The sequence below is a fragment of the Streptomyces sp. NPDC016309 genome, assembly GCF_043077235.1.
Lineage (GTDB): Bacteria > Actinomycetota > Actinomycetes > Streptomycetales > Streptomycetaceae > Streptomyces.
In genome coordinates this window covers 25,572-49,334 of the sequence record NZ_JBIBSG010000011.1, presented here as the reverse complement: position 1 = coordinate 49,334, position 23,763 = coordinate 25,572, and the positions used below count along the sequence as shown (strand labels likewise).

The window sequence follows — 23,763 nt, the reverse complement described above, 5'->3', positions numbered from 1 at the left end:
GACGAGGACGGGCGAGCGCGTGGCCGAGGCGGCAGACTTCCAGAGCACGAGTCGCTCTCCTGCCCGGCGATGGCTGCGTCGTGCGGCCTCCGCCATGGTGGGTGCGCCGCTCCTGGCCGGCCTGCTGTACGTCCCCGCCGCGCCTCCCGCGTCCGCCGCCGAGAAGGCCTCCCCGTCCCGCACGGTCGACGTGTCCCTCGACACATTCATGCCGACCACCCCGGTGGAGGGGGACACCCTCACGATCAGCGGCACGGTGACCAACAAGGGCAAGGAAACGGTCAGCGGCGCGCAGGTCGACCTGCGGGTCGGGTCACGCATGGACAGCCGGGGCGAGATCGACGCCGTGGCCAAGCGCACCGGCTTCACCCCGAGCAATGACGGCGCGGCGCTCGGCGGCCCGTACAGCATCAAGATCCCCCAGCTCGCGGCCGGCCTGAGCAAGGACTTCACGATCGCCGTGCCGGTCGACAAGCTGAACCTCGACGACGACGGTGTCTACCAGCTCGGTGTCTCGCTCTCGGGCCGGACGGCGAGCACGTCGTACAGCCAGGTGCTGGGCATCGAGCGGACCTTCCTGCCCTGGCAGCCCGAGGCCACCGACAAGAAGACCCAGGTCACCTACCTGTGGCCGGTGATCTCCTCGACGCACCTGTCCGCGGAGACCGGATCGGACGACCAGCAGACGCCGGTCTTCGAGAACGACGACCTGGCCGCCGAGCTCGGCCCGGGCGGGCGCCTGGAGCGGCTCGTGTCCCTGGGCGCCGAGCTCCCCGTCACCTGGGTCGTCGACCCGGACCTGCTCGCCACCGTCGACGCGATGACCCGGAACTACCAGGTGAAGGACGGCACGGAACGCGTCCCCGGCCGGTACCAGGCCGTGGCCAAGCAGTGGCTGAACAGCCTCGACAAGGCGGTGCAGGACGACAAGGTGATCGCGCTGCCGTACGGCGACCCCGATCTGGCGTCCCTCGCCCACCGCGGCAAGGACGTCTCCGGCTCCCTCAGCCACCTCCAGCCGGCCACCGAGGTCGCCGAGACCACGGTCGAGACGATCCTCCATGTGAAGCCGTCGGTCGACTTCGCCTGGCCGGTCGACGGGGCCCTGGACCCGTCGATCGTCGACATCGCCACCTCGGCGGGCGCCGACAAACTGATCGCCCGCAACGACAGCATGCGCGACGAGCTGCCCTACACGCCCAACGCCGCCCGGCCCATCGGCGGCGGAACCACCGCCGTGGTCGCCGACGCCTCCCTGTCCACCGCCTTCCAGGGCGACATGACCCGGGCGGGCGACTCGACGCAGGCCGTCCAGCAATTCCTCGCCCACACGCTGGCCGTCACCCAGCAGCAGCCGGGCAAGCTCCGCAGCATCGTGATCGCCCCCCAGCGGATGCCCACCACCGCGCAGGCCGAGTCCATGGCCACCGCGCTGCGCGCCCTGTCCGCCCAGCGCTGGACGCAGCCCAGCGACCTGATCGCGGCCGCCGCGGCCAAGCCCGACGACCGCGCCACGACGAAGGTCCCGGGCGCCCGGAAGTACCCCGCCCAGCTCCGCAAGCAGGAGCTGCCCGTACAGGCCTTCCTGGACATGAAGACGACCCAGGACACCCTGGACAACTTCAAGGTCATCCTGACCGCCGCCTACCGGGTCGTGACGCCCTTCGGGAACGCGATCAACCGGGAGATGTCCACGTCCTGGCGCGGCCGCGCCGAGGAGGCCACCGCGTACCGGCGGAGCGTGCAGGAGCACCTCGAGGACCTCACCACCGAAGTGCAACTGATCGACAAGTCCGACCTGACCCTGTCGGGACGCAGTGCGACCATCCCGGTCACGGTCCAGAACCAGCTGCTCCAGGGCGTCGACCACCTGGTGCTCCGGCTGACGTCGACCAAGCCCACCCGCCTGAAGCTCAACGGGGGCGACGCCGTCTCCGAGCTGCCGGTCAGGATCGACGGCGGCCACAGCCAGTCGGTGAAGTTCACCGCCTCCGCCAACGCCAACGGTCCGGTCCCCATGACGGCCCAGCTCTACACGGAGGACGGCAGGCCGTACGGCAAGCCGATGCACTTCACCGTCAAGGTCTCCGAGATCACGCCCACGGTGATGCTGGTCATCGCCGGCGGCTTCCTGCTGCTCGCCCTCGCCGGCATCCGGATGTACACCCACCGCAAGCGCGCCGCGGCCCGCGAGGCCGACACGGCGGAGGCCACGGAGCCGGTGGAGGCCAGGGAACCGGCGGACGCCGCCGGGACGGAGGCCGCGAGCGGCACGGGGACGGATCCGGAGGCCGGTACGACGGCCGCGCCGAGCGACGATCCCGAGCAGCCGAGTGACCCGACGCCGGACACCGGAGCGCAAAGCACCGACCCGTCGGGCCAGGGTGAGAAAGTGGACCGTTGAGCGATGTCGTGGCCGGTCGGCCGGGGACGATGAGGTGGGGTAAACCATGAACGCGCCGTACGACGGTGACCGCGGTCAAAACGCGGGCGGCGGCAGCGCGCCTTCCGGCGAGATGCCCCATGCGGCGGGCCAGGTCCCGTCCCCGGCTTCGCCGCCCGTCCCGGATCCGTACACCCCGGATCCGTACGTCCAGCACGCCTACGAGCAGGATCCGTACGGCGGCCAGGACCTCGCCGCCCAGGACCCGGTCGGTGAGGCGCTCTACGACAGAGCCGCCCACCCGCCCCCGCCACCGGGCACCTACGAGGAGCCGCAGCCGCTCTACCAGCAGCCCGCCGCCTCCCCGTACGCCCCGGACCCCCGGGTATGGGCACAGACCCCGCCGCCCGAGCCCGCGGGACCGTCCCGTCACCTTCCTTACGGCGACGACGCCAGGACCGTTCAGTTCACCGGCGTCGACGACCTCGTCACGCACGCGAGCGAGGACGAGCCCGAGCCGGACGCGTTCGCGCACCTCTACCGGGACCAGCAGGGGCAGGGACCGTCGCCCGCCCCGCAGGAGCCCGAACCGGCCCCCGCGCCCGCGCCCGCCCCGAAGAAGTCCGGCGGCCGAGCCTCGGGCCTGCTGAAGTCCAGCGCGGTGATGGCGGCCGGCACCCTCGTCTCCCGACTCACCGGTTTCGTCCGCAGCCTGGTCATCACCGGCGCGCTGGGCGCCGCCCTGCTCGGTGACACCTACACCGTCGCGGCCACGCTGCCGACGATGATCTACATTCTCACCGTCGGCGGCGGCCTCAACTCGGTCTTCGTCCCCCAGCTCGTCCGTTCCATGAAGGACGACGAGGACGGCGGCGAGGCCTACGCCAACCGGCTCCTGACGCTCGTCATGGTCGCACTCGGCGTGATCGTCACACTCGCCGTGTTCGGCGCACCACTGCTGATCCGGGCGATGTCCGACACCATCGCCGGTGACGCGGCCGCGAACAGCGTGGCCGTCACCTTCGCCCGCTTCTGCCTGCCCACCATCTTCTTCATGGGCGTGCACGTGGTGATGGGTCAGATCCTCAACGCGCGGGGCCGGTTCGGCGCGATGATGTGGACCCCGGTCCTCAACAACATCGTCGTCATCTTCACCTTCGCCATGTTCATCTGGGTCTACGGCTCCTCCGCCGAGTCCCGGATGGGCGTCACGACCATTCCGGACGAGGGCATCCGGCTCCTGGGCATCGGTACGCTGCTCGGCCTGGTGGTCCAGTCCCTGGCGATGATCCCGTACCTCCGCGAGGCCGGTTTCCGCTTCCGCCCGCGCTTCGACTGGAAGGGCCACGGGCTCGGCAAGACGGTCAAACTCGCCAAGTGGACCGTCCTGTTCGTCCTCGCCAACCAGGCCGGTGTCGTCGTCGTGACCCAGCTCGCCACGGCGGCCGGCAAGGCCTCGGGGCAGGACGGCGCGGGCTTCCTCGCGTACTCCAACGCCCAGCTCATCTGGGGCATGCCCCAGGCCATCATCACCGTCTCGGTGATGGCCGCGCTGCTGCCGCGCATCTCGCGCGCCGCCCATGACAACGACCCGGGCGCCGTCCGCGACGACATCTCGCAGGGCCTCCGCAACTCGGCGGTCGCCATCGTCCCCGTCGCCTTCACCTTCCTGGCCCTCGGCGTCCCGATGTGCACCCTGCTGTACGCCTCCAGCGGCACCGAGGCCGCCCGCAGCATGGGCTTCATCCTGATGGCCTTCGGCCTGGGCCTGATCCCCTACTCGGTGCAGTACGTCGTCCTGCGCGGCTTCTACGCCTACGAGGACACCCGAACGCCCTTCTACAACACCGTGATCGTGGCCGCCGTGAACGCGGCCGCCTCGGCCACCTGCTACGCGCTGCTGCCCCCGCAGTGGGCCGTCGTCGGCATGGCGGCCTCCTACGGCCTCGCGTACGCCGTCGGCGTCGGCGTGGCCTGGCGCCGGCTGCGCAACCGGCTGGGCGGCGACCTGGACGGCGCGCACGTCGTCCGCACCTACGCCCGGCTGTGCATGGCCTCCGTGCCCGCCGCGGTCCTCGGCGGTGCCGCGGGCTTCGGCATTCTCGAAGTCCTCGGGGACGGCGCCCTGGGCTCGCTCGTGGCGCTCGTCGGCGGTGGGATCGTACTGATGGGCGTCTTCTACCTGGGCGCACGCAAGATGAGGATCGCGGAGCTCAACGCCATGGTCGGCATGGTTCGCGGCCGTCTCGGACGATAAGCACGGGCGCCCGCACAACCATCGTCGGCGACCGCGTGTCGTGCATAGCGCCGGACTGTGGGCACAATTGGCATGGCTGTTGGATGTGGCGCAACGGATGGGGAGGCAGGAACGACGGTGGCGGAACGTAGCACGGCTGCCGTCGACGTGGCCGACAACAGCGGAGACGACCCGCTGACCGCCAAGGCGGACACGGCCGCGAGCGACGGGGTGGCGGAAGAGCAGGACGCGGCGGACAGGTCCGCCCAGGACGGCGACGGCGAACGTCGGGACGGCGAGCAGCCGGCCATCACGGCGCCCGAGCTCCACAGTGGGCACAAACTCGCCAGACGCTACCGGCTCGAGGAGTGCGTCACCCGACTGGACGGATTCAGCAGCTGGCGGGCCGTCGACGAGAAACTGCGCCGGGCCGTCGGGGTCCACATCCTCCCCGCCGACCACCCGAGGGCCCGCTCGGTGCTCGCCGCCGCACGCTCCTCGGCACTCCTCGGCGACCCCCGGTTCGTCCAGGTCCTGGACGCGGTCGAGGAGAACGACGTCGTCTACGTCGTCCACGAATGGCTGCCGGACGCCACCGAGCTCACCGCGCTCCTCGCGGCCGGGCCGCTCGAGGCGCACGACGCCTATCAACTCGTCAGCCAGGTCTCCCAGGCCATGGCCGCCGCCCACCGCGAGGGCCTCGCCCATCTGCGGCTCACCCCGAGCGCCGTGCTGCGCAGCTCCACCGGCCAGTACCGGATCCGGGGACTCGCCGTGAACGCCGCCTTGCGCGGCATCAGCGCCGACCGCCCGCAGCGCACCGACACCGAGGCGATCGGCGCCCTGCTGTACGCCGCGCTGACCAAGCGCTGGCCGTACGAGAACGACGCCTACGGCCTTTCCGGCCTCCCCAAGGGCGTCGGGCTGATCCCGCCGGACCAGGTCCGGGCGGGCGTGCACCGCGGGCTCTCCGAGCTCGCCATGCGCGCCCTGGTCAACGACGGCGCGACGGCCTCCCGCCAGGAGCCGCCCTGCACCACCCCGGACGAGCTCGCCAAGGCGGTCGCGGCCATGCCGCGCATCCGCCCGCCGGAGCCCGACTTCCCCACCCCGCTGGAGTACCAGCGCACCACGTACCAGCAGGGCAACTACGGCCGTCCCCAGCAGCGCCCCGCGTCGGCCGCCACCATGGCCGTGCCGGTCCCGCCGCCCCCGTTGCAGAGCCGCACGGGCAAGGCCCTCAAGTGGGCCGTCTCGGCGCTCCTGATCGCGGCCCTGGGCCTGGGTAGCTGGCAGATCGCCGACAAACTGCTCGACCAGAACAGCAACGACAAGACCGGCGAGACGGAGACCCAGACCACTCCGGGCGGCCAGAGCGTCAAGAAGCCGCCGAAGCCCCCGCAGCCGCTGCGGATCGCCGGCGCCCGCGAGTACATGCCGCACGGGGACGGGATACAGCTCAGCGAGGTACCGAACGCGGTCGACGACGCCACCGACACCGCGTGGGTCACGCCCCAGTACCTCGGTTACGCCAACTTCGGCAACCTCCGCAAGCGCGGCAGCGGGATCATCGTCGACCTCGGCAGCGTGCAGACCGTCCGCGGCGTCGATGTGACCATGTACCGCTCGGGGCAGACCGCACAGGCGCTGGCGGCGGACGAGGGCGCGACCGACCCCACTGGGCTCGACGACTTCCCGCACTCCCTGTCCGAGCTCACCAAGGTGGGCGACACGCTGACGAGCAGCCTGAAGAAGCCGGTCCGTACACGCTATGTGCTGATCCGCATCACCGAGCTCCCGCAGGACGGAAGCCCGGGCGCGTTCCGTGGTGGAATCTCCGAGATCAAGGTGCTCGGCTGACGGCTGCCACCCGGCGCGGTGCCGCCGAGGAGCGGGGAAGAGGAGGTGGCGGCATGACGAGCGGGGTATCGGGCGAGCCCGGCGACCAGGAGCTCCTGGCGCGGCATGTCGCCGGGGACCCGGACGCCTTCGGTGAGCTCGTACGCCGGCACCGGGACCGGCTCTGGGCCGTCGCCGTGCGGACGCTGGGGGACCGCGAGGAAGCGGCCGACGCCGTGCAGGACGCCCTGGTGTCCGCCTTCCGGGCCGCCCACACCTTCCGCGGCCAGTCCGCCGTAACGACCTGGCTGCACCGCATCACGGTGAACGCCTGCCTCGACCGGGCGCGCAAGGCCGCGTCCCGCCGGACGTCGCCCGTGGACGACACCGAGCGGCTGGAGCAGCTCCTGGAGCCCCATGAGTCGGCGGAGGCCCCGGCCGAGCGGCAGGACCTCCACCGCGAGCTCCTGGCCGCCCTGGCGAAGCTTCCCGCGGACCAGCGCGCCGCTCTGGTGCTCGTGGACATGCAGGGCTATCCGGTCGCCGAGGCGGCACGTGTTCTGGATGTCCCGGCGGGCACCATCAAAAGCCGCTGTGCGCGGGGGAGGGCCCGGCTCCTTCCACTCCTCACTCATCTGCGCGGTGACTCCGTGGATAACGATGGCCTGGACCGGGGAAGGAACCGGACGCCAGGGACATCCGTCCCACCGGCGTCGGGACCAAGGGATGCAGGACCAAGTGATCCTGCTGCTGTGAAGGGCGGAGGTGGGCGCGCGTGACCACGACCGACACGACTCAGCACCCGGACGTCGCGGAGATCTCCGACCTCACCGAGGGGCTCCTCCCTCCGTCCCGTACGGCGGACGTACGGGCGCATCTGGACGACTGCGAGCTGTGCGCGGACGTTCTCTCCTCCCTGGAGGAGATCCGCGGGCTGCTGGGCACCCTCCCGGGACCCTCCCGGATGCCGGCCGACATCGCCGGACGCATCGACGCCGCCCTGGCCGCCGAAGCCCTGCTGAACGCCACGGCGCCCTCGGACGCGACCGGGGATGTTTCACGTGAAACAGCGCCCGCCCCCCTCACCTCCGAACCGGTCCGTGCCGACCGTCCGGCCGGCCGCCCCAGCGCCGCCACCGGACCCGGTCGCGCCCGCCCGGTGCGACGCCGGCGCCGCACCGCCGTGCTCAGCGCGGTCTTCGGCGTCGCCGCGATGGGGGTGAGCGTCCTGCTCTTCCAGGCCGTCCAGTCGGAGGACGACCCCGCCGGGTCGAAGACGACCGACAGCGCGGTCAGCGCCCCTCAGGAGGGCACCTTCTCGGGTACGGCCGTGGAGGACCGGGTGGAAGCGCTGCTGGCGGCCGAGGAGCACACCAAGCAGCCCCGCTCCGACAAGCGGCAGCCCCCTTCGGTGGACAGCCCGTCCACGATGGCGGCGGACGACGCCGTGGCGGTGCCGTCCTGTGTCCAGGCGGGCACCGGCCGCAGCGACCAGCCGCTCGCCGCCCAGCCGGGCACGTATGAGGGCAAGCAGGCGTATCTGGTGGTCCTGCCACACAGCACGGATCCCTCCAAGGTCCAGGCGTACGTCGTCGACGCCTCCTGCGCCGCCACACCGAGCAGTGCCAAGGCGGACCTGCTGCTGACCCACGCCTACCCTCGTCCGTGACCCATGCCGTGCCGCTCGGACACCGCGGGAATGCAGGCCCCGTAGGATCCGTTGGGTGGGGTGAGAGTCCTTGACCCGGCCCACGTAGGCAGTAGGCAGTCTGCAGAGACGAGGAAGAAACCCGTGAGCGACGTCCGTAACGTGATCATCATCGGCTCCGGGCCCGCCGGCTACACGGCTGCGCTGTATACGGCGCGAGCCTCGCTGAAGCCGCTGGTCTTCGAAGGTGCCGTCACCGCCGGTGGTGCGCTCATGAACACGACCGACGTGGAGAACTTCCCCGGCTTCCGTGACGGGATCATGGGCCCCGACCTGATGGACAACATGCGGGCCCAGGCCGAGCGCTTCGGCGCCGAGCTCATCCCGGACGACGTCGTCTCGGTCGACCTGTCCGGTGCCGTCAAGACCGTGACCGACACCGCCGGCACGGTGCACCGCGCGAAGGCCGTGATCGTCACGACCGGCTCTCAGCACCGCAAGCTGGGTCTGCCCAACGAGGACGCGCTGTCGGGCCGTGGCGTCTCCTGGTGCGCCACCTGCGACGGGTTCTTCTTCAAGGACCAGGACATCGCCGTGGTCGGCGGCGGGGACACCGCCATGGAGGAGGCGACCTTCCTCTCCCGGTTCGCCAAGTCCGTCACCATCGTCCACCGCCGGGACACCCTGCGTGCCTCCAAGGCCATGCAGGAGCGCGCGTTCGCCGACCCGAAGATCAAGTTCGCCTGGGACAGCGAGGTCGCGGCGATCCACGGCGAGCAGAAGCTCACGGGCCTGACGCTGCGCAACACCAAGACCGGCGAGACCTCCGAGCTTCCGGTGACGGGCCTGTTCATCGCCGTGGGCCACGACCCGCGCACCGAGCTCTTCAAGGGTCAGCTCGAGCTGGACGACGAGGGCTACCTCAAGGTGGACGCGCCGTCGACGCGCACCAACCTCACCGGTGTCTTCGGCGCCGGTGACGTCGTGGACCACACCTACCGCCAGGCGATCACGGCCGCCGGCACGGGCTGCTCCGCCGCGCTCGACGCCGAGCGCTTCCTGGCGGCGCTCGCCGATGGCGAGAAGGCCGCCGAGCCCGAGAAGACCGCCACGGTCTGACCACCCTTCCCCACCCACACCCGCGAAACCGAAGGAGGCCGCCGTGGCCGGCGACCTGAAGAACGTGACCGACGACTCGTTCGAAGAGGACGTCCTCAAGAGCGACAAGCCCGTGCTGGTGGACTTCTGGGCCGCCTGGTGCGGTCCGTGCCGCCAGATCGCCCCGTCGCTGGAGGCCATCGCCGCCGAGCACGGTGACGAGATCACGATCGTCAAGCTGAACATCGACGAGAACCCCGCCACGGCCGCCAAGTACGGCGTGATGTCGATTCCGACGCTGAACGTCTACAAGAACGGCGAGGTCGACAAGACCATCGTCGGCGCCAAGCCGAAGGCCGCGATCCTCCGCGACCTGGAGCCGTACCTGGGCAACCAGGTCACCAAGGCCTGACGCCCACGTTTCACGTGAAACATGAACGGCCCATCCCGCCCCGGGATGGGCCGTTCGGCATGACAGAGGCTCCTCGGCCCGTCACAGGGGGCGCAGTGCCGGTTCCTTCTGGACAGCTCCCAGGAGACGGTCGAGCGCGAGCTCCACGTCCTCCTTCCAGGACAGCGTGGTGCGCAGCTCCAGCCGAAGCCTGGGGTGCACCGGGTGAGGGCGCACGGTCTTGAAGCCGACGGCCAGCAGATGGTCGGCCGGCAGGACACAGGCCGGTTCCTTCCATCGGGCATCACCGAACGCCTCGATCGCCTTGAACCCCCGGCGCAGCAGGTCCTTCGCCACGGTCTGCACCATCACGCGCCCCAGCCCCTGCCCTTGGTAGCCGGGCGCGATCCAGGCCGTGATGAGCTGCACGGCATCGGGCGACACGGGGCTCGTCGGGAAGGCGGTCGAGCGCGGCACATAGGCCGGCGGTGCGTAGAGGACGTACCCGACCGGTACGTCGTCCACATAGACCACGCGGCCGCAGGAGCCCCAGTCCAGCAGCACGGCGGAGATCCAGGCTTCCTTCTCCAGCTCAGGAGTGCCCGCCTTTACCGCGGCTTCTCCACTGACCGGATCAAGCTCCCAGAAGACGCACGCGCGACACCGTTGGGGGAGATCCGGAAGGTTGTCCAACGTGAGCGGTACGAGCCGACGCCCCATGAAGGCTGTTCCTCACTTCCTTCGCCTGCCGCTCCCAGAGCGGCGGTCAGCGCGCTCCGTTCCCGGAGCAGGCTGCCGATGAACCCGCCGACCGCACCGAGTCCCAGTCCTGCTGTCAGCAGTTGGCTGCGGCTCACCTCTCGCATGCCTGGCTCTCCCTCCGAGGTGGATCAGGCGGATGCGCATACCAGAACGCATCGTATCGATCGGGTGATGGCACGCATACGGGAAGAGGCCAAAGGGCGGACCGCGTACCGGTGAACACCGGACACGATCCGCCCTGGAACCGCACCGCGCGAGCGCGGGAGAGAGCTACGGTCTCAGCCCTCGTCACTGTCCTCGGAGTGCTCGTCGGCCAGTCCCTTTTCCAGGACCCGCCCCTCGCCCGGTGCGAGAGTGCCCAGGATGCGCTCCAGATCCTCCATCGACGCGAACTCGACGACGATCTTGCCCTTCTTCTGTCCCAGGTCCACCTTCACGCGCGTCTCGAAACGGTCGGAGAGCCGCGTGGCGAGTTCCGAGAGCGCGGGGGAGACACGGGCGCCGGCCCGCGGACCCTTGGGCTTGGGGGTGCCGCTGGGCTCGGAGCCCATCAGCGTCACGATCTCCTCCACCGCCCGGACCGAGAGACCCTCGGCGACGATGCGGTACGCCAGCTTGTCCTGGGCCTCGGGGTCCTCCACCGAGAGCAGCGCCCGGGCATGACCGGCCGACAGCACACCGGCGGCGACCCGGCGCTGGACGGGCGGCGACAGCCGGAGCAGACGCAGGGTGTTGGAGACCTGGGGACGCGACCGGCCGATACGGTCGGCCAACTGGTCGTGCGTGCAGTTGAAGTCCTTCAGTAGCTGGTCGTAGGCCGCGGCCTCTTCCAGCGGGTTCAGCTGCGCCCGGTGCAGGTTCTCCAGCAGGGCGTCCAGCAGGAGCTTCTCGTCGTCGGTCGCACGGACGATCGCGGGGATGCGCTCCAGGCCCGCCTCCCGGCAGGCCCTCCAGCGCCGCTCGCCCATGATGAGTTCGTAGCGGTCCGGACCGAGCTGGCGCACGACGACGGGCTGGAGCAGCCCGACCTCCTTGATGGAGGTCACCAGCTCGGCCAGGGCGTCCTCGTCGAACACCTCGCGCGGCTGGCGCGGGTTGGGCGTGATCGAGTCCACCGGCAGCTCGGCGAAGTGCGCTCCGGCCGACGCCTCGGTCTCGACGACCACGTCGGGCTCCACCACGGGGAAGCCACTGTCCACGGGGCCCGAGCTCTGCGGCAGCTTCGCCACCTTCGCGGCCGCCACCCCTCGCTCGGTCGCCAGGGACGGGACCGCCCCCGGAGAGGTGGACCCTGCTCCGACCGACGCCGCCGGCCGTTCCTGGGGTGCGGCGGGGATCAGCGCACCAAGCCCACGCCCCAGCCCCCTACGTCGCTCGCTCACTGGATCCCCTCCGACATGCTGTGCTGGTTGTTCTGGTTGCCCATCTGGGTCGCATGGGTGTGCTGGGCGTCATACCGGATGCCGACTCCCCGCAGGGCGATCTCGCGGGCCGCTTCGAGGTAGGACAGCGAGCCACTGGAACCGGGGTCGTACGTCAGGACCGTCTGTCCATAGCTCGGCGCCTCCGAGATACGGACGGACCGCGGGATGCTGGTCCTCAGCACCTCGTCACCGAAGTGGCTGCGGACCTCCTCGGCCACCTGCGACGCCAGCCGGGTCCGGCCGTCGTACATGGTCAGCAGGATGGTCGACACGTGCAGTGCCGGGTTGAGGTGGCCCCGCACCAGGTCGACGTTCCGCAGGAGCTGGCCGAGGCCCTCCAGCGCGTAGTACTCGCACTGGATCGGGATCAGTACCTCGGCGCCGGCCACCAGGGCATTGACCGTGAGCAGGCCGAGTGACGGCGGGCAGTCGATGAGGATGTAGTCCAGCGGCTGCTCGTAGGCCTGGATCGCTCGCTGAAGCCGGCTCTCCCTGGCCACCAGCGAGACCAGCTCGATCTCCGCACCGGCGAGATCGATGGTGGCCGGAGCGCAGAAGAGTCCCTCGACGTCCGGGACGGGCTGGACCACATCGGAAAGCGGTTTACTCTCCACCAGGACGTCATAGATCGATGGCACTTCGGCGTGGTGGTCGATACCGAGTGCCGTGGAGGCGTTTCCCTGCGGGTCGAGGTCGATGACCAGGACCCGGGCACCGTGCAGGGCCAGGGACGCGGCGAGGTTGACCGTTGTGGTGGTCTTGCCGACCCCGCCCTTCTGGTTGGCGACCACCATGATGCGGGTCTGTTCAGGCCGGGGGAGTCCTTCACCCGCACGGCCCAATGCTTCCACCGCCAGTTGGGCAGCTCGGCCGATGGGGGTGTCGTCCATCGGGGGCGGTGTTTCACGTGAAACATCCTCCCCCGCCGATTCGGTTCGGGGACCGGGGACCGGATCGGTCATCGGTCCCGCGATGTTGGCGTCGGACCGCAAGGATTCACTCTCCTCGGCTTCAGGCTCGCGATGAACAGAGCCTGCCATGCTTTCGGGGTCGTGAACCAGCGAGGCCCGTGGTTCTGTGGAGAACTCCACCTCTGTGGACAACCCCGTAGCCCTGGTGGGTGGCTTACGGTCGCGCGGCGTGGCAGCCGCGCGGCCGCGGCTGATGATTCCCTGCAGCAGTGAGCGACGTTTCACGTGAAACATTGATGCACTCGCCGCAGGGTCCGGGTGTCACGACACTCCGAAATGCGTACGTATGAGGATCAACCGGGTCAGCGGCGCCGACGGGAGGTCCTGGCGGCCTTGGCCCGCTTCGCGGCGAACCGGACGCCTCCGGGGCTCTCGCCCACCTCGACCCGGACCACCGTGGACAGCGGGTCGACGATGCCCTCGCCGACCTGGAGCACCGAGGTCTCCACGACACCGAGCTTGCTCAGTGCGGCCCGGGCGCCCTGGAGCTCCTCCTCCGCCGTGTCCCCCTTGAGCGCCAGCATCTCGCCGTAGGGGCGCAGCAGGGGCACGCCCCAGCCGGCCAGCCGGTCCAGCGGGGCAACGGCACGTGCGGTGACGACATGGACGGGGGGCAGCTTGCCGAGCACTTCCTCGGCCCGTCCGCGCACCACGGTCACATGGTCCAGGCCGAGCAGCTCCACGACTTCCTGGAGGAAGTTCGTACGGCGCAGCAGGGGCTCCAGCAGGGTGATCTTCAGGTCCGGGCGGACCAGCGCCAGCGGGATGCCCGGCAGGCCGGCTCCGGAGCCGACATCGCAGACGGTGACCCCCTCGGGCACGACCTCGGAGAGCACCGCGCAGTTCAGCAGGTGCCGCTCCCAGAGCCTCGGCACCTCGCGGGGGCCGATGAGGCCACGCTTGACGCCCGCGTCCGCGAGGAGCTCCGCGTACCGCACGGCCTCGGGGAAGAACTCACCGAAAACCGTCCGCGCCTCTTGAGGCGCATGGGGAAGCTGCTCTGCCTCCGTCACGGGAACCGTCCTTCCGTACCGCATTACCGCACTGGGAGCTGCCCAGTGATCAGTGACTATCAGGCTGACAAAGATCGGCCCCGCCTGCGAACAGACGGGGCCGACTCCCCCGGGCTCTCACTGGCGTGCGAGCCGGGGGCACTCCCACCGGAGGGTGGTCAGGCAGGGAGGACGACGACGAAGCGCTGGGGCTCCTCGCCCTCGGACTCGCTGCGCAGACCGGCGGCGGCCACCGCGTCGTGCACGACCTTGCGCTCGAACGGGGTCATCGGCTTCAGCTTGACCGGCTCGCCGGTGCTCTTGACCTCGTCGGCGGCCTGGGCACCCAGCTCGGCGAGCTCGGTGCGCTTCTGGGCCCGGAAGCCCGCGATGTCCAGCATCAGCCGGCTGCGGTCGCCGGTCTCCCGGTGCACGGCGAGACGCGTCAGCTCCTGGAGCGCCTCCAGCACCTCGCCGTCACGGCCCACCAGCTTCTGGAGGTCACGGCTGTCCGAGTCGCTGATGATCGAGACCGCGGCGCGGTCCGCCTCGACGTCCATGTCGATGTCGCCGTCGAGATCGGCGATGTCGAGCAGACCCTCGAGGTAGTCGGCCGCGATCTCGCCCTCCTGCTCCAGGCGGGTCAGGGTGTCGCCACCCTGGGCGGCGGAGGTGGTGCCTTCCGTCACGGATGGACTCCTTCTTACTTCTTGGACGACGGGTGCTTGGGCCGCTGCTGGCCCTTGCGCTGTCCGGACTTGGCTTGGCGTGCGGACCCGCCGGCGGGCTTGGCGGGCTGCTTCGGCGTGGCGTCCCCGGGCTCGTCGGCCTTCTCCAGGGACGTCTTGGCCGTGGACTGCTGGGTGGCCCCGGCCTGGCGCTTCGCCTTGGGCTGGCGCTTGGGCTGCTGGCGCCGGCTCGCGGCGGCGGCCTCCGCCTCGGCGGTGGCGGGATCGGCCTTCTGCACGGAACCGTCGGCCTGGGCGGTGAACCCGGCCTTGGCGAGAGCGGTGACGAACTTGCGCTCGTTGTCGTTGCGGTCCGGACCCTTGGCCACGATGGACTGGACCACGGTGCGCCGACGGCGGCCACGCACCTCCCCGTGGGCGGTGACGCTCTTGAGCAGTCGCTGGAGGTAGTGGTCCTGCGCCTTGCTGCCCGGGGTGGGGTTCTGGTTGATCACGTACATCTGCTGGCCCATGGTCCACACGTTGGTGGTCAGCCAGTAGACGAGGACACCGACCGGGAAGTTGATGCCCATCACGGCGAAGATGACCGGGAAGATGTACATCAGCATCTTCTGCTGCTGCATGTACGGGGTCTTCACCGTCAGGTCGACGTTCTTCTGCATCAGCTGGCGCTGAGTGAAGAACTGCGACGCCGACATGAGGATGATCATGATCGCGGTGACCACGCGGACATCGGTGATCGAGGCGTTGAGCGAGGCGACCTTGGCAGCGCTGTCGGTGAAGGTGGCGGCCAGCGGGGCGCCGAAGATGTGCGCCTCACGAGCGCTGTCGAGCAGCGGCTCGTTGATGACGCCGATCGTCTTGCCCGAGGCGATGCTGGAGAGCACGTGGTACAGGGCGAAGAAGAACGGCGACTGCGCGAGGATGGGCAGGCACGAGGAGAGCGGGTTGGTGCCCGTCTCCTTGTACAGCTTCATCATCTCTTCGGACTGACGCTGCTTGTCGTTCTTGTAGCGCTCCTGGATCGCCTTCATCTTGGGCTGGAGCGCCTGCATGTTCCGGGTCGACTTGATCTGCTTCACGAAGAGCGGGATCAGGCAGATCCGGATGAGCACCACGAGGGACACGATGGACAAGCCCCAGGCCCAGCCGGTGTCAGGGCCGAACATCGCCCCGTACAGCTTGTGGAACTGGACGATGACCCACGAAACAGGTGTGGTGATGAAGGCGAACAGACTGGCAATCGTGTCCACTAATCAGGCTCCTTGAGCATTGGGCGAGGTCTCTGCGGCCGGGCTCGTCTCGGCGGAGTTCCCGCCCTTGCCGCCGCGCAGCGCGTCGCGCAGCATTTCGTGCCAGCGCGGGCGCTTACGAGGGGGAACATGGTCCACACCGCCCGGCGACCACGGGTTGCACCGCAGAATGCGCCAGGCGGTCAGAGCTGTCCCCTTGACCGCGCCGTGCCGGTCGATGGCCGTGTATCCGTAGTGGGAACACGAGGGGTAGTACCGGCAGACGGGGCCGAGCAACGGGCTGATCGTCCACTGGTACAACTTGATCAGAGCCAGCAGCGGGTACTTCATCGCGCGCCCCCTCCCAGCAACCGCTGAAGGGCGGCATCCAGGTCCTGGGCCAGCTGTGCATGATCGGCGTCACCCGAGCCGGGCAGCGCCCGTACTACCACCAGGCTACCGGGGGGCAGGGAAGGCAACCGGTCGCGTATCAGATGGCGAAGCCTGCGCTTCACCTGGTTACGGACGACGGCACCGCCCACGGCCTTGCTGACGACGAAACCCGCACGTGCCGGGGGAGCGCTCTCCCCCGACGCGTGCGGGTCCGTTGCACCGCTGTTCAGGTGGACGACGAGGAGCGGGCGGCCTGCCCGGCGTCCTCGGCGTACCGCGGTCGCGAAGTCCTCGCGCCGCCTCAGCCGATTCTCGGTAGGCAGCACGTCATGACCTGTTTAGGCGATCAGGCGGACAGGTTGGCGCGACCCTTGCTGCGGCGGTTCGCCAGGATGGCGCGGCCGGCGCGGGTACGCATGCGCAGACGGAAACCGTGGGTCTTCGCACGACGACGGTTGTTCGGCTGGAAGGTGCGCTTGCTCACTCGGGGGCTCCAGAAATGATTTGGGTGGTGGCGGGACATCGCCTGGCTGTCACCGTGCGCCCACGAGTAGCTCGCAATACGCCCGAGTGCACCGCTTTCACGATCACTGACCGTGATCTTTGCCCATCGGAGGCAGGCGGCAGCAGCCATCGACAACTCGACCTGGTTACGGTACGCGCGGCTACGCCATCCGGTCAAACCGGCGTCGAGCCATGGTCCACTATGCACAGGCTGTGGACAACAACTTGAACCACGTGAGCCGCCGCGACTACCGTGGCTGAACTCGGATTCCTTTCCTGCCTGTCCTTCCATCCCGTCCCGAGAACCACACATTCGTGGGACCTGTGAGAGAGCGTGCCTTGTGGCTGACGTACCTGCTGATCTTGCCGCAGTGTGGCCACGAGTGCTCGAGCAGCTCCTCGGCGAGGGCCAGCAGGGCATCGAGCCGAAGGACAAGCAGTGGATCGAGCGCTGCCAGCCCCTGGCCCTGGTGGCGGACACCGCTCTGCTCGCCGTCCCCAACGAATGGGGCAAGCGCGTGCTGGAGGGCCGGCTCGCCCCGCTGATCAGTGACACGCTCAGCCGCGAGTGCGGCCGCCCCATCCGGATCGCGATCACCGTCGACGACTCCGCCGGTGACCAGCCGCCCGCGCCCCCGGCCCCCGGCCCCCGGCAGCAGCCCCCGCAGCCGTCCCGCTACGACGAGCGGCAGCAGGGCGAGCCCTACGACAAGCCGTACGAGAAGTACGACGGCTACGGACACCGGCCCATGCCCGACGACGGGCTGCCGACCGTGCGCCCCGCCTACCCGGAGTACCAGCAGCAGCGCCCGGAGCCCGGCGCCTGGCCGCGCACCCAGGAGGACCTGGGCTGGCAGCAGCCGCGCCTCGGCGGCTTCCAGGAGCGCGACCCGTACGCGACGCCGCGTCCCCAGCAGCCGCACCACGACTACCGGGGCCCGCAGACGTCCGAGCCCCCGGCGTACGACCAGCAGCGCGGCGACCGGCGCGACCACCTGGCGGACACCCCCGGGCAGCAGCGTCCCGGCGGTGCCGGAAGCCCCTCGGGCGGCGGCGGGGCGGGTGCCACGGGCGGCCGCCCCGGGGAGCCGCACGCGCGGCTGAACCCCAAGTACCTGTTCGACACGTTCGTCATCGGCTCGTCCAACCGGTTCGCGCACGCCGCCGCCGTGGCGGTCGCGGAGGCGCCGGCGAAGGCGTACAACCCCCTCTTCATCTACGGGGAGTCCGGGCTCGGCAAGACCCACCTGCTGCACGCGATCGGCCACTACGCGCGCAGCCTCTACCCCGGTACGCGGGTGCGGTACGTGAGCTCCGAGGAGTTCACCAACGAGTTCATCAACTCCATCCGCGACGGCAAGGGCGACACGTTCCGCAAGCGGTACCGCGACGTGGACATCCTGCTCGTCGACGACATCCAGTTCCTGGCGAGCAAGGAGTCGACGCAGGAGGAGTTCTTCCACACCTTCAACACGCTCCACAACGCGAACAAGCAGATCGTGCTGTCCTCGGACCGGCCGCCCAAGCAGCTGATGACCCTGGAGGACCGGCTCCGCAACCGCTTCGAGTGGGGCCTGACGACCGATGTGCAGCCGCCGGAGCTGGAGACGCGGATCGCGATCCTCCGCAAGAAGGCGGTCCAGGAGCAGCTCAACGCCCCGCCGGAGGTCCTGGAGTTCATCGCGTCCCGCATCTCGCGCAACATCCGCGAGCTGGAGGGCGCGCTGATCCGGGTGACGGCGTTCGCGAGCCTCAACCGGCAGCCGGTCGACCTGGTGCTGACCGAGGGCGTGCTGAAGGACCTGATCCCCGGCGGCGAGGACGCGGCCCCGGAGATCACGGCCGGCGCGATCATGGCGGCCACCGCCGACTACTTCGGGCTGACGGTCGAGGACCTGTGCGGATCGTCGCGCAGCCGCGTGCTGGTGACGGCCCGCCAGATCGCCATGTACCTGTGCCGCGAGCTGACCGACCTGTCGCTGCCGAAGATCGGCGCGCAGTTCGGCGGGCGCGACCACACGACGGTGATGCACGCCGACCGCAAGATCCGGGCGCTGATGGCGGAGCGCCGCTCGATCTACAACCAGGTCACCGAACTCACGAACCGCATCAAGAACGGCTGAGGACGGCCGGCGGCCGACTCCCGGCCACGAACCCCTGGAGCCCCCGCCGGGGGGGGGGGGGGGGGGGCCCCCCCCGGGGGGGGCGCCCCCCCCCCCCCCCCCCCCCCCCCCCCCCCCCCCCCGGCGGGGGGGGGGGGGGGGGGGGGCCCCCGGGCGCGCCGACCACCAAAACCCCGCCCCCCGGGCCCCGGTCCCCCACCCCCCCGCGGGGGGGGGGGGTGGGCCGCCCCGCGGGCGGGGGCCCCCCGCCGCCCCCCCCGCCGGCCCCCCGCGGCCCCCGGGGGGGGCCCGGGGGGGGCTCCGGCCGGACTCCAGGACGGTTCACAGAACGATTCCAGGAGGGGTTCAGGGCGGTTCACAGGAGGGCTCCAGGAGGGGTCCGAGGAGGCTCCGGGAGAGGGCTGCGGGCGCTCCTCGCCGTGGCCCACCCCCGGTGCCGGAGCCCGGACTGTTCGAATAGTTCGGTCGGTCACCGGGTTCTCCACAGCTCTGGGCACGATCTTCAATCCACAGCCTGGGGACTGCCGAGTTGTCCAGATCGCATCCACAGGGCGGGCTGTGGGGACTGCGTCCTTGCAGGTCAACGGCTTGTGGATTTGTGGCCGAGCGTGCTCCACAGGCTGTGGACGCGCGCGTCGTCCACAGGGCCCGTTCGCCGTTGTCCACCGGCGGCCCACAGGTGGCGGTCCATGGTCCACAGCTTCTCCACACCGCTGTCCACTGTTCGGCAACGAAACGCCCGGCCTCACCGCGCCGAGTGAAAGCGGTCACACCAAGGTGGTCGGTTGGCCTGTGGGGAAGCTGGGTAAAACTGGGGACGGCGCTGGGGAGAAGTGGGCCCCCGCTGTGCATCGGGTGTGCAGAACTTTCCCGCGTCCACAGAAAGGGCCGGTTGTCCACCGGTGCCACCCACAGGCGCGGTGGACAAAAAACGTGCCGTGACCTGGGTGGATGACGTTATCCACGGTTTCCACAGGCCCTACTACTACTCCCACTCAGAGTTACCGGGGAATCCGCTTGGAAGCGGGGCCTGTGCACAACTCGGCCCCGGAGCGCCGGGTGCCCCTCGTCGCGACTTGACCCCGACCCGCACCGACTGTCGGCGGCGTGCGTCAGACTGGTTCCCGCAGTCGACGAAAGAGCCAGCAACAGCAGGAGGCGGTTCCGGTGAAGATCCGGGTGGAGCGCGATGTACTCGCGGAGGCGGTGGCCTGGGTGGCCCGCAGCCTCCCGGCCCGTCCGCCGGCGCCCGTGCTCGCGGGCCTTCTGCTGAAGGCCGAGGACGGCGCGCTGAGCTTCTCCAGCTTCGACTACGAGGTCTCCGCGCGGGTCTCGGTCGAGGCGGAGGTGGAGGAGGACGGCACGGTCCTCGTCTCCGGCCGCCTTCTCGCCGACATCTGCCGCGCCCTCCCCAACCGTCCGGTGGAGATTTCCACAGACGGTGTACGGGCGACCGTGGTCTGCGGCTCCTCCCGCTTCACCCTCCACACCATGCCCGTGGAGGAGTACCCGGCGCTGCCCGAGATGCCCACCGCGACCGGCACCGTCCCCGGTGAGGTCTTCGCCTCCGCAGCCGCCCAGGTCGCCATCGCGGCCGGCCGTGACGACACGCTGCCCGTCCTGACCGGTGTGCGCATCGAGATCGAGGGCGACACGGTGACGCTGGCGTCCACCGACCGCTACCGCTTCGCGGTCCGCGAGTTCCTGTGGAAGCCGGAGTCCCCGGACGCCTCCGCGGTCGCCCTGGTGCCCGCCAAGACGCTCCTGGACACCGCCAAGGCGCTCACGAGCGGCGACACGGTCACGCTGGCGCTGTCCGGCTCGGGCAAGGGCGAGGGCCTGATCGGCTTCGAGGGCGCGGGGCGGCGCACCACCACCCGGCTGCTCGAGGGCGACCTCCCGAAGTACCGGACACTTTTCCCCACCGAGTTCAACTCGGTCGCGGTGATCGAGACGGCGCCCTTCGTCGAGGCCGTCAAGCGCGTGGCGCTGGTGGCCGAGCGGAACACGCCGGTCCGGCTGAGCTTCGAGCAGGGCGTCCTCATCCTGGAGGCGGGTTCCAGCGACGACGCACAGGCTGTGGAGAGGGTCGACGCGCAGCTGGAGGGCGACGACATCTCGATCGCCTTCAACCCGACGTTCCTGCTGGACGGCCTGAGCGCGATCGACTCGCCGGTCGCCCAGCTCTCCTTCACCACCTCCACCAAGCCGGCGCTGCTGAGCGGCAAGCCGGCGGTGGACGCGGAGGCGGACGAGGCCTACAAGTACCTGATCATGCCGGTGCGGCTGAGCGGCTGAGCCGCCGCCGGGGGCGGTGCGCCTGAGTGGCTGATCATGCGTCTGATGAGCGCCCGACCCCACAGGTGTGCGCCCGCGTCCGGGCGTAGGCTCGGACGCGGGTACGAACTCTCCGCACACAACGATTGAGGATTCTCTGATGGAGCTCGGTCTCGTCGGTCTCGGCAAGATGGGCGGCAACATGCGCGAGCGCATCCGCCGCGCGGGTCACACCGTCATCGGATACGACCGCAACCCTGACCTCGCCGATGTCCACAGCCTCCAGGAGCTCGTGGACAAGCTCAAGGGTCCGCGCGTGGTGTGGGTCATGGTCCCGGCCGGAGCCGCGACCCAGTCCACGATCGACGAGCTGTCCGAGCTGCTCTCCCCCGGTGACGTCGTCGTCGACGGCGGCAACTCGCGCTGGACGGACGACGAGAAGCACGCCGCCGAGCTGCGCGAGAAGGGCATCGGGTTCGTCGACTGCGGTGTCTCCGGTGGCGTCTGGGGCCTGGAGAACGGCTACGCGCTGATGTACGGCGGCGACGCCGAGGACGTGGCGAAGGTCCAGCCGGTCTTCGACGCGCTCAAGCCGGAGGGCGAGTTCGGATCCGTCCACGCGGGCAAGGTCGGCGCGGGCCACTTCGCCAAGATGGTCCACAACGGCATCGAGTACGCCATGATGCAGGCGTACGCCGAGGGCTGGGAGCTGCTGGAGAAGGTCGACTCCGTCACCGACGTGCGCGAGGTCTTCCGCTCCTGGCAGGAGGGCACGGTCATCCGTTCCTGGCTGCTGGACCTGGCGGTCAACGCGCTGGACGAGGACGAGCACCTGGACCGGCTGCGCGGCTTCGCCCAGGACTCCGGCGAGGGCCGGTGGACCGTGGAGGCCGCCATCGACAACGCCGTTCCGCTGCCGGCGATCACCGCGTCGCTGTTCGCGCGGTTCGCGTCCCGGCAGGACGACTCCCCGCAGATGAAGATGATCGCCGCGCTGCGCAACCAGTTCGGCGGCCACGCGGTCGAGTCCAAGAAGTAGATCCACAGGCTGTGCACCCGGCGGTGCACGGCATGCCGGGGGAAGGTCGGCGCACACCATGCACGTCACGCATCTGTCGCTGGCCGACTTCCGCTCGTACGCCCGGGTCGAGGTCCCTCTCGATCCGGGCGTCAGCGTTCTCGTCGGCGCCAACGGGCAGGGCAAGACCAACCTGGTCGAGGCGGTCGGCTATCTGGCGACGCTCGGCAGCCATCGGGTGTCGTCCGACGCCCCCCTGGTGCGGATGGGCGCCGAGCGGGCGATCATCCGGGCCGCCGTACGGCAGGGCGAGCGGTCGCAGCTCGTGGAGCTGGAGCTCAACCCGGGGCGGGCGAACCGGGCCCGTATCAACAGGTCGTCCCAGGTCCGGCCGCGCGACGTGCTGGGGATCGTCCGGACGGTGCTGTTCGCGCCGGAGGACCTGGCACTGGTCAAGGGCGACCCGGGCGAGCGCCGGCGCTTCCTGGACGAGCTGATCACGGCCCGGTCCCCGCGCATGGCGGGCGTGCGGTCGGACTACGAGCGGGTGCTCCGGCAGCGCAACACCCTGCTGAAGTCGGCCGCCATGGCCCGGCGGCACGGCGGCCGCTCCATGGACCTGTCCACGCTGGACGTGTGGGACCAGCACCTGGCGCGGGCCGGGGCGGAGCTGCTGGCGCAGCGCCTCGACCTGGTCGCCACCCTCCAGCCGCTGGCGGACAAGGCGTACGAGCAGCTCGCGCCGGGCGGCGGGCCGGTGGCCCTGGAGTACAAGGGGGCCGTGGCCGGGGCGCAGGGGCGCGAGGCCCTGTACGAGGCGCTGCTCGCCGCGCTGGCGGAGGTGCGCAAGCAGGAGATCGAGCGCGGCGTCACCCTGGTGGGCCCGCACCGCGACGACCTGGTGCTGAAGCTGGGGGAACTGCCGGCGAAGGGGTACGCGAGCCATGGCGAGTCCTGGTCGTACGCGCTGGCGCTGCGGCTGGCCTCGTACGACCTGCTGCGTGGCGAGGGCAACGAGCCGGTGCTGATCCTCGACGACGTCTTCGCGGAACTGGACGCTCGGCGACGCGAACGGCTGGCGGAGCTGGTCGCGCCGGGCGAGCAGGTGCTGGTGACGGCGGCGGTCGACGACGACGTACCGGGAGTGCTGGCAGGGGTGCGGTACGGGGTGTCGGAGGGATCGGTGGAACGGCTGTGACGGACGCGCACGTACCGGAGCCGTCCGGGGTCGATCTGGCGCGGGTCGCCTTGCGCGCGGCGAAGGAGCAGGCGAAGGCGCGGGGCGCGGCCGCGCAGCAGAAGAAGCAGGCCCGGCGGGGCGGTGGCTTGCGGTCCGGTGCCCGCGCGGACGGCCGCGATCCGCTGCCGCTGGGCGCCGCGATCAACCGGCTGATCACCGAACGCGGCTGGGAGACCCCGGCGGCGGTGGGCGGCGTGATGGGCCGGTGGCCGCAGATCGTCGGTGAGGACCTGGCGAAGCACTGCGTGCCCTTGCGGTACGACGAGGACCCCGACGAGCGGGTGCTGACCGTGCAGTGCGACTCCACCGCGTGGGCCACCCAGCTCCGGCTGCTGGCGCCCCGGCTGGTGGCCCGGCTGAACGAGGACCTGGGGCACGGGACGGTACGGGTCATCAAGGTGCTGGGCCCCGGCGCCCCCCGCCGCGGATACGGGGGGCCGCTGCGGGCGCCGGGGAGCATGGGGCCGGGCGACACCTACGGGTGACGCCCGCGGGCCCGTCCCCGCGGGCCCGTCCCCGCGGCCCGCCCCCGCGGGCCCGTTC

At 70.5% G+C, this 23,763-nt stretch carries 21 protein-coding genes; 12 read left to right on the top strand and 9 right to left on the bottom strand.

The genetic code is table 11. The annotated features are described in order from the left end of the window. The first annotated feature begins 19 nt into the window (after positions 1-19). The 7 genes from ACF068_RS26035 (at position 20) to trxA (ending at position 9,616) form a co-directional block, all read left to right on the top strand. Positions 20-2,404 carry a DUF6049 family protein gene (locus tag ACF068_RS26035; protein WP_392276725.1) on the top strand — a complete coding sequence of 795 codons (2,385 nt, stop codon included), beginning with the start codon at positions 20-22 and terminating at the stop codon, positions 2,402-2,404. Between the two features lie 46 nt (positions 2,405-2,450). Next, positions 2,451-4,640 carry a murein biosynthesis integral membrane protein MurJ gene (gene murJ, locus ACF068_RS26030; RefSeq protein WP_392276724.1) on the top strand — a complete coding sequence of 730 codons (2,190 nt, stop codon included), beginning with the start codon at positions 2,451-2,453 and terminating at the stop codon, positions 4,638-4,640. Between the two features lie 117 nt (positions 4,641-4,757). Next, the gene (locus ACF068_RS26025) at positions 4,758-6,479 is read left to right on the top strand and encodes a protein kinase family protein (RefSeq protein ID WP_392276723.1); all 1,722 of its coding nucleotides are present in this window, start codon (positions 4,758-4,760) and stop codon (positions 6,477-6,479) included. 53 nt (positions 6,480-6,532) lie between these two features. Next, positions 6,533-7,237 carry an RNA polymerase sigma factor SigM gene (sigM, locus tag ACF068_RS26020; RefSeq protein WP_392276722.1) on the top strand — a complete coding sequence of 235 codons (705 nt, stop codon included), beginning with the start codon at positions 6,533-6,535 and terminating at the stop codon, positions 7,235-7,237. Then, positions 7,234-8,127, top strand: coding sequence for a hypothetical protein (locus ACF068_RS26015; protein WP_392276721.1), 894 nt, complete (start codon positions 7,234-7,236; stop codon positions 8,125-8,127). Before sigM ends, ACF068_RS26015 begins: the two co-directional genes overlap by 4 nt. A 123-nt stretch (positions 8,128-8,250) precedes the next feature. Further along, positions 8,251-9,225 (top strand): thioredoxin-disulfide reductase, encoded by a 975-nt coding sequence (gene trxB / locus ACF068_RS26010; RefSeq protein WP_392276720.1) that lies wholly within the window; start codon positions 8,251-8,253, stop codon positions 9,223-9,225. A 43-nt stretch (positions 9,226-9,268) separates the two neighbouring features. After that, positions 9,269-9,616, top strand: coding sequence for a thioredoxin (trxA, locus tag ACF068_RS26005; RefSeq protein WP_392276719.1), 348 nt, complete (start codon positions 9,269-9,271; stop codon positions 9,614-9,616). Between the two features lie 81 nt (positions 9,617-9,697). Here trxA and ACF068_RS26000 read toward each other — a convergent pair whose 3' ends face one another. The 9 genes from ACF068_RS26000 to rpmH all read right to left on the bottom strand — a co-directional run bounded on the left by ACF068_RS26000 (position 9,698) and on the right by rpmH (position 16,542). After that, on the bottom strand, positions 9,698-10,315 hold the full coding sequence (locus ACF068_RS26000) for a GNAT family N-acetyltransferase (protein ID WP_392276718.1): 618 nt from the start codon (positions 10,313-10,315) through the stop codon (positions 9,698-9,700). Between the two features lie 320 nt (positions 10,316-10,635). Next, positions 10,636-11,739 carry a ParB/RepB/Spo0J family partition protein gene (locus ACF068_RS25995; RefSeq protein ID WP_392276717.1) on the bottom strand — a complete coding sequence of 368 codons (1,104 nt, stop codon included), beginning with the start codon at positions 11,737-11,739 and terminating at the stop codon, positions 10,636-10,638. Further along, positions 11,736-12,821 (bottom strand): ParA family protein, encoded by a 1,086-nt coding sequence (locus ACF068_RS25990; RefSeq protein WP_392276878.1) that lies wholly within the window; start codon positions 12,819-12,821, stop codon positions 11,736-11,738. Before ACF068_RS25990 ends, ACF068_RS25995 begins: the two co-directional genes overlap by 4 nt. Positions 12,822-13,054: 233 nt before the next feature. Further along, a complete protein-coding gene (gene rsmG / locus ACF068_RS25985; protein WP_392276716.1) occupies positions 13,055-13,765 on the bottom strand; it encodes a 16S rRNA (guanine(527)-N(7))-methyltransferase RsmG in 711 nt (236 codons plus the stop codon). A 158-nt stretch (positions 13,766-13,923) separates the two neighbouring features. Further along, entirely contained in the window at positions 13,924-14,433 is a 510-nt protein-coding gene (locus ACF068_RS25980; protein WP_392276715.1) for a protein jag, read from the bottom strand. 14 nt (positions 14,434-14,447) lie between these two features. Continuing rightward, positions 14,448-15,686 carry a membrane protein insertase YidC gene (gene yidC / locus ACF068_RS25975; protein ID WP_392276714.1) on the bottom strand — a complete coding sequence of 413 codons (1,239 nt, stop codon included), beginning with the start codon at positions 15,684-15,686 and terminating at the stop codon, positions 14,448-14,450. A 3-nt stretch (positions 15,687-15,689) separates the two neighbouring features. Continuing rightward, complete coding sequence (gene yidD, locus ACF068_RS25970; protein WP_392276713.1) at positions 15,690-16,016, bottom strand: membrane protein insertion efficiency factor YidD; 327 nt, start codon at positions 16,014-16,016, stop codon at positions 15,690-15,692. Next, complete coding sequence (rnpA, locus tag ACF068_RS25965; RefSeq protein WP_392276712.1) at positions 16,013-16,384, bottom strand: ribonuclease P protein component; 372 nt, start codon at positions 16,382-16,384, stop codon at positions 16,013-16,015. Before rnpA ends, yidD begins: the two co-directional genes overlap by 4 nt. A gap of 20 nt (positions 16,385-16,404) precedes the next feature. Further along, entirely contained in the window at positions 16,405-16,542 is a 138-nt protein-coding gene (gene rpmH / locus ACF068_RS25960) for a 50S ribosomal protein L34 (RefSeq protein WP_018846094.1), read from the bottom strand. Between the two features lie 361 nt (positions 16,543-16,903). On the opposite strand from rpmH, the gene dnaA reads away from it, so the two are divergent. The 5 genes from dnaA to ACF068_RS25935 all read left to right on the top strand — a co-directional run bounded on the left by dnaA (position 16,904) and on the right by ACF068_RS25935 (position 23,705). Then, complete coding sequence (gene dnaA, locus ACF068_RS25955) at positions 16,904-18,685, top strand: chromosomal replication initiator protein DnaA (protein WP_392276711.1); 1,782 nt, start codon at positions 16,904-16,906, stop codon at positions 18,683-18,685. 1,167 nt (positions 18,686-19,852) lie between these two features. Further along, positions 19,853-20,983 carry a DNA polymerase III subunit beta gene (gene dnaN / locus ACF068_RS25950; protein ID WP_126884177.1) on the top strand — a complete coding sequence of 377 codons (1,131 nt, stop codon included), beginning with the start codon at positions 19,853-19,855 and terminating at the stop codon, positions 20,981-20,983. Positions 20,984-21,122: 139 nt separating this feature from the next. Further along, on the top strand, positions 21,123-22,001 hold the full coding sequence (gene gnd, locus ACF068_RS25945) for a phosphogluconate dehydrogenase (NAD(+)-dependent, decarboxylating) (RefSeq protein ID WP_392276710.1): 879 nt from the start codon (positions 21,123-21,125) through the stop codon (positions 21,999-22,001). Between the two features lie 58 nt (positions 22,002-22,059). Continuing rightward, positions 22,060-23,178, top strand: a complete 1,119-nt coding sequence (gene recF, locus ACF068_RS25940) for a DNA replication/repair protein RecF (RefSeq protein ID WP_392276709.1) — start codon at positions 22,060-22,062, stop codon at positions 23,176-23,178. Further along, a complete protein-coding gene (locus ACF068_RS25935; RefSeq protein ID WP_392276877.1) occupies positions 23,160-23,705 on the top strand; it encodes a DUF721 domain-containing protein in 546 nt (181 codons plus the stop codon). The genes recF and ACF068_RS25935 overlap by 19 nt, the downstream gene beginning before the upstream one ends. Positions 23,706-23,763: the final 58 nt, after the last annotated feature.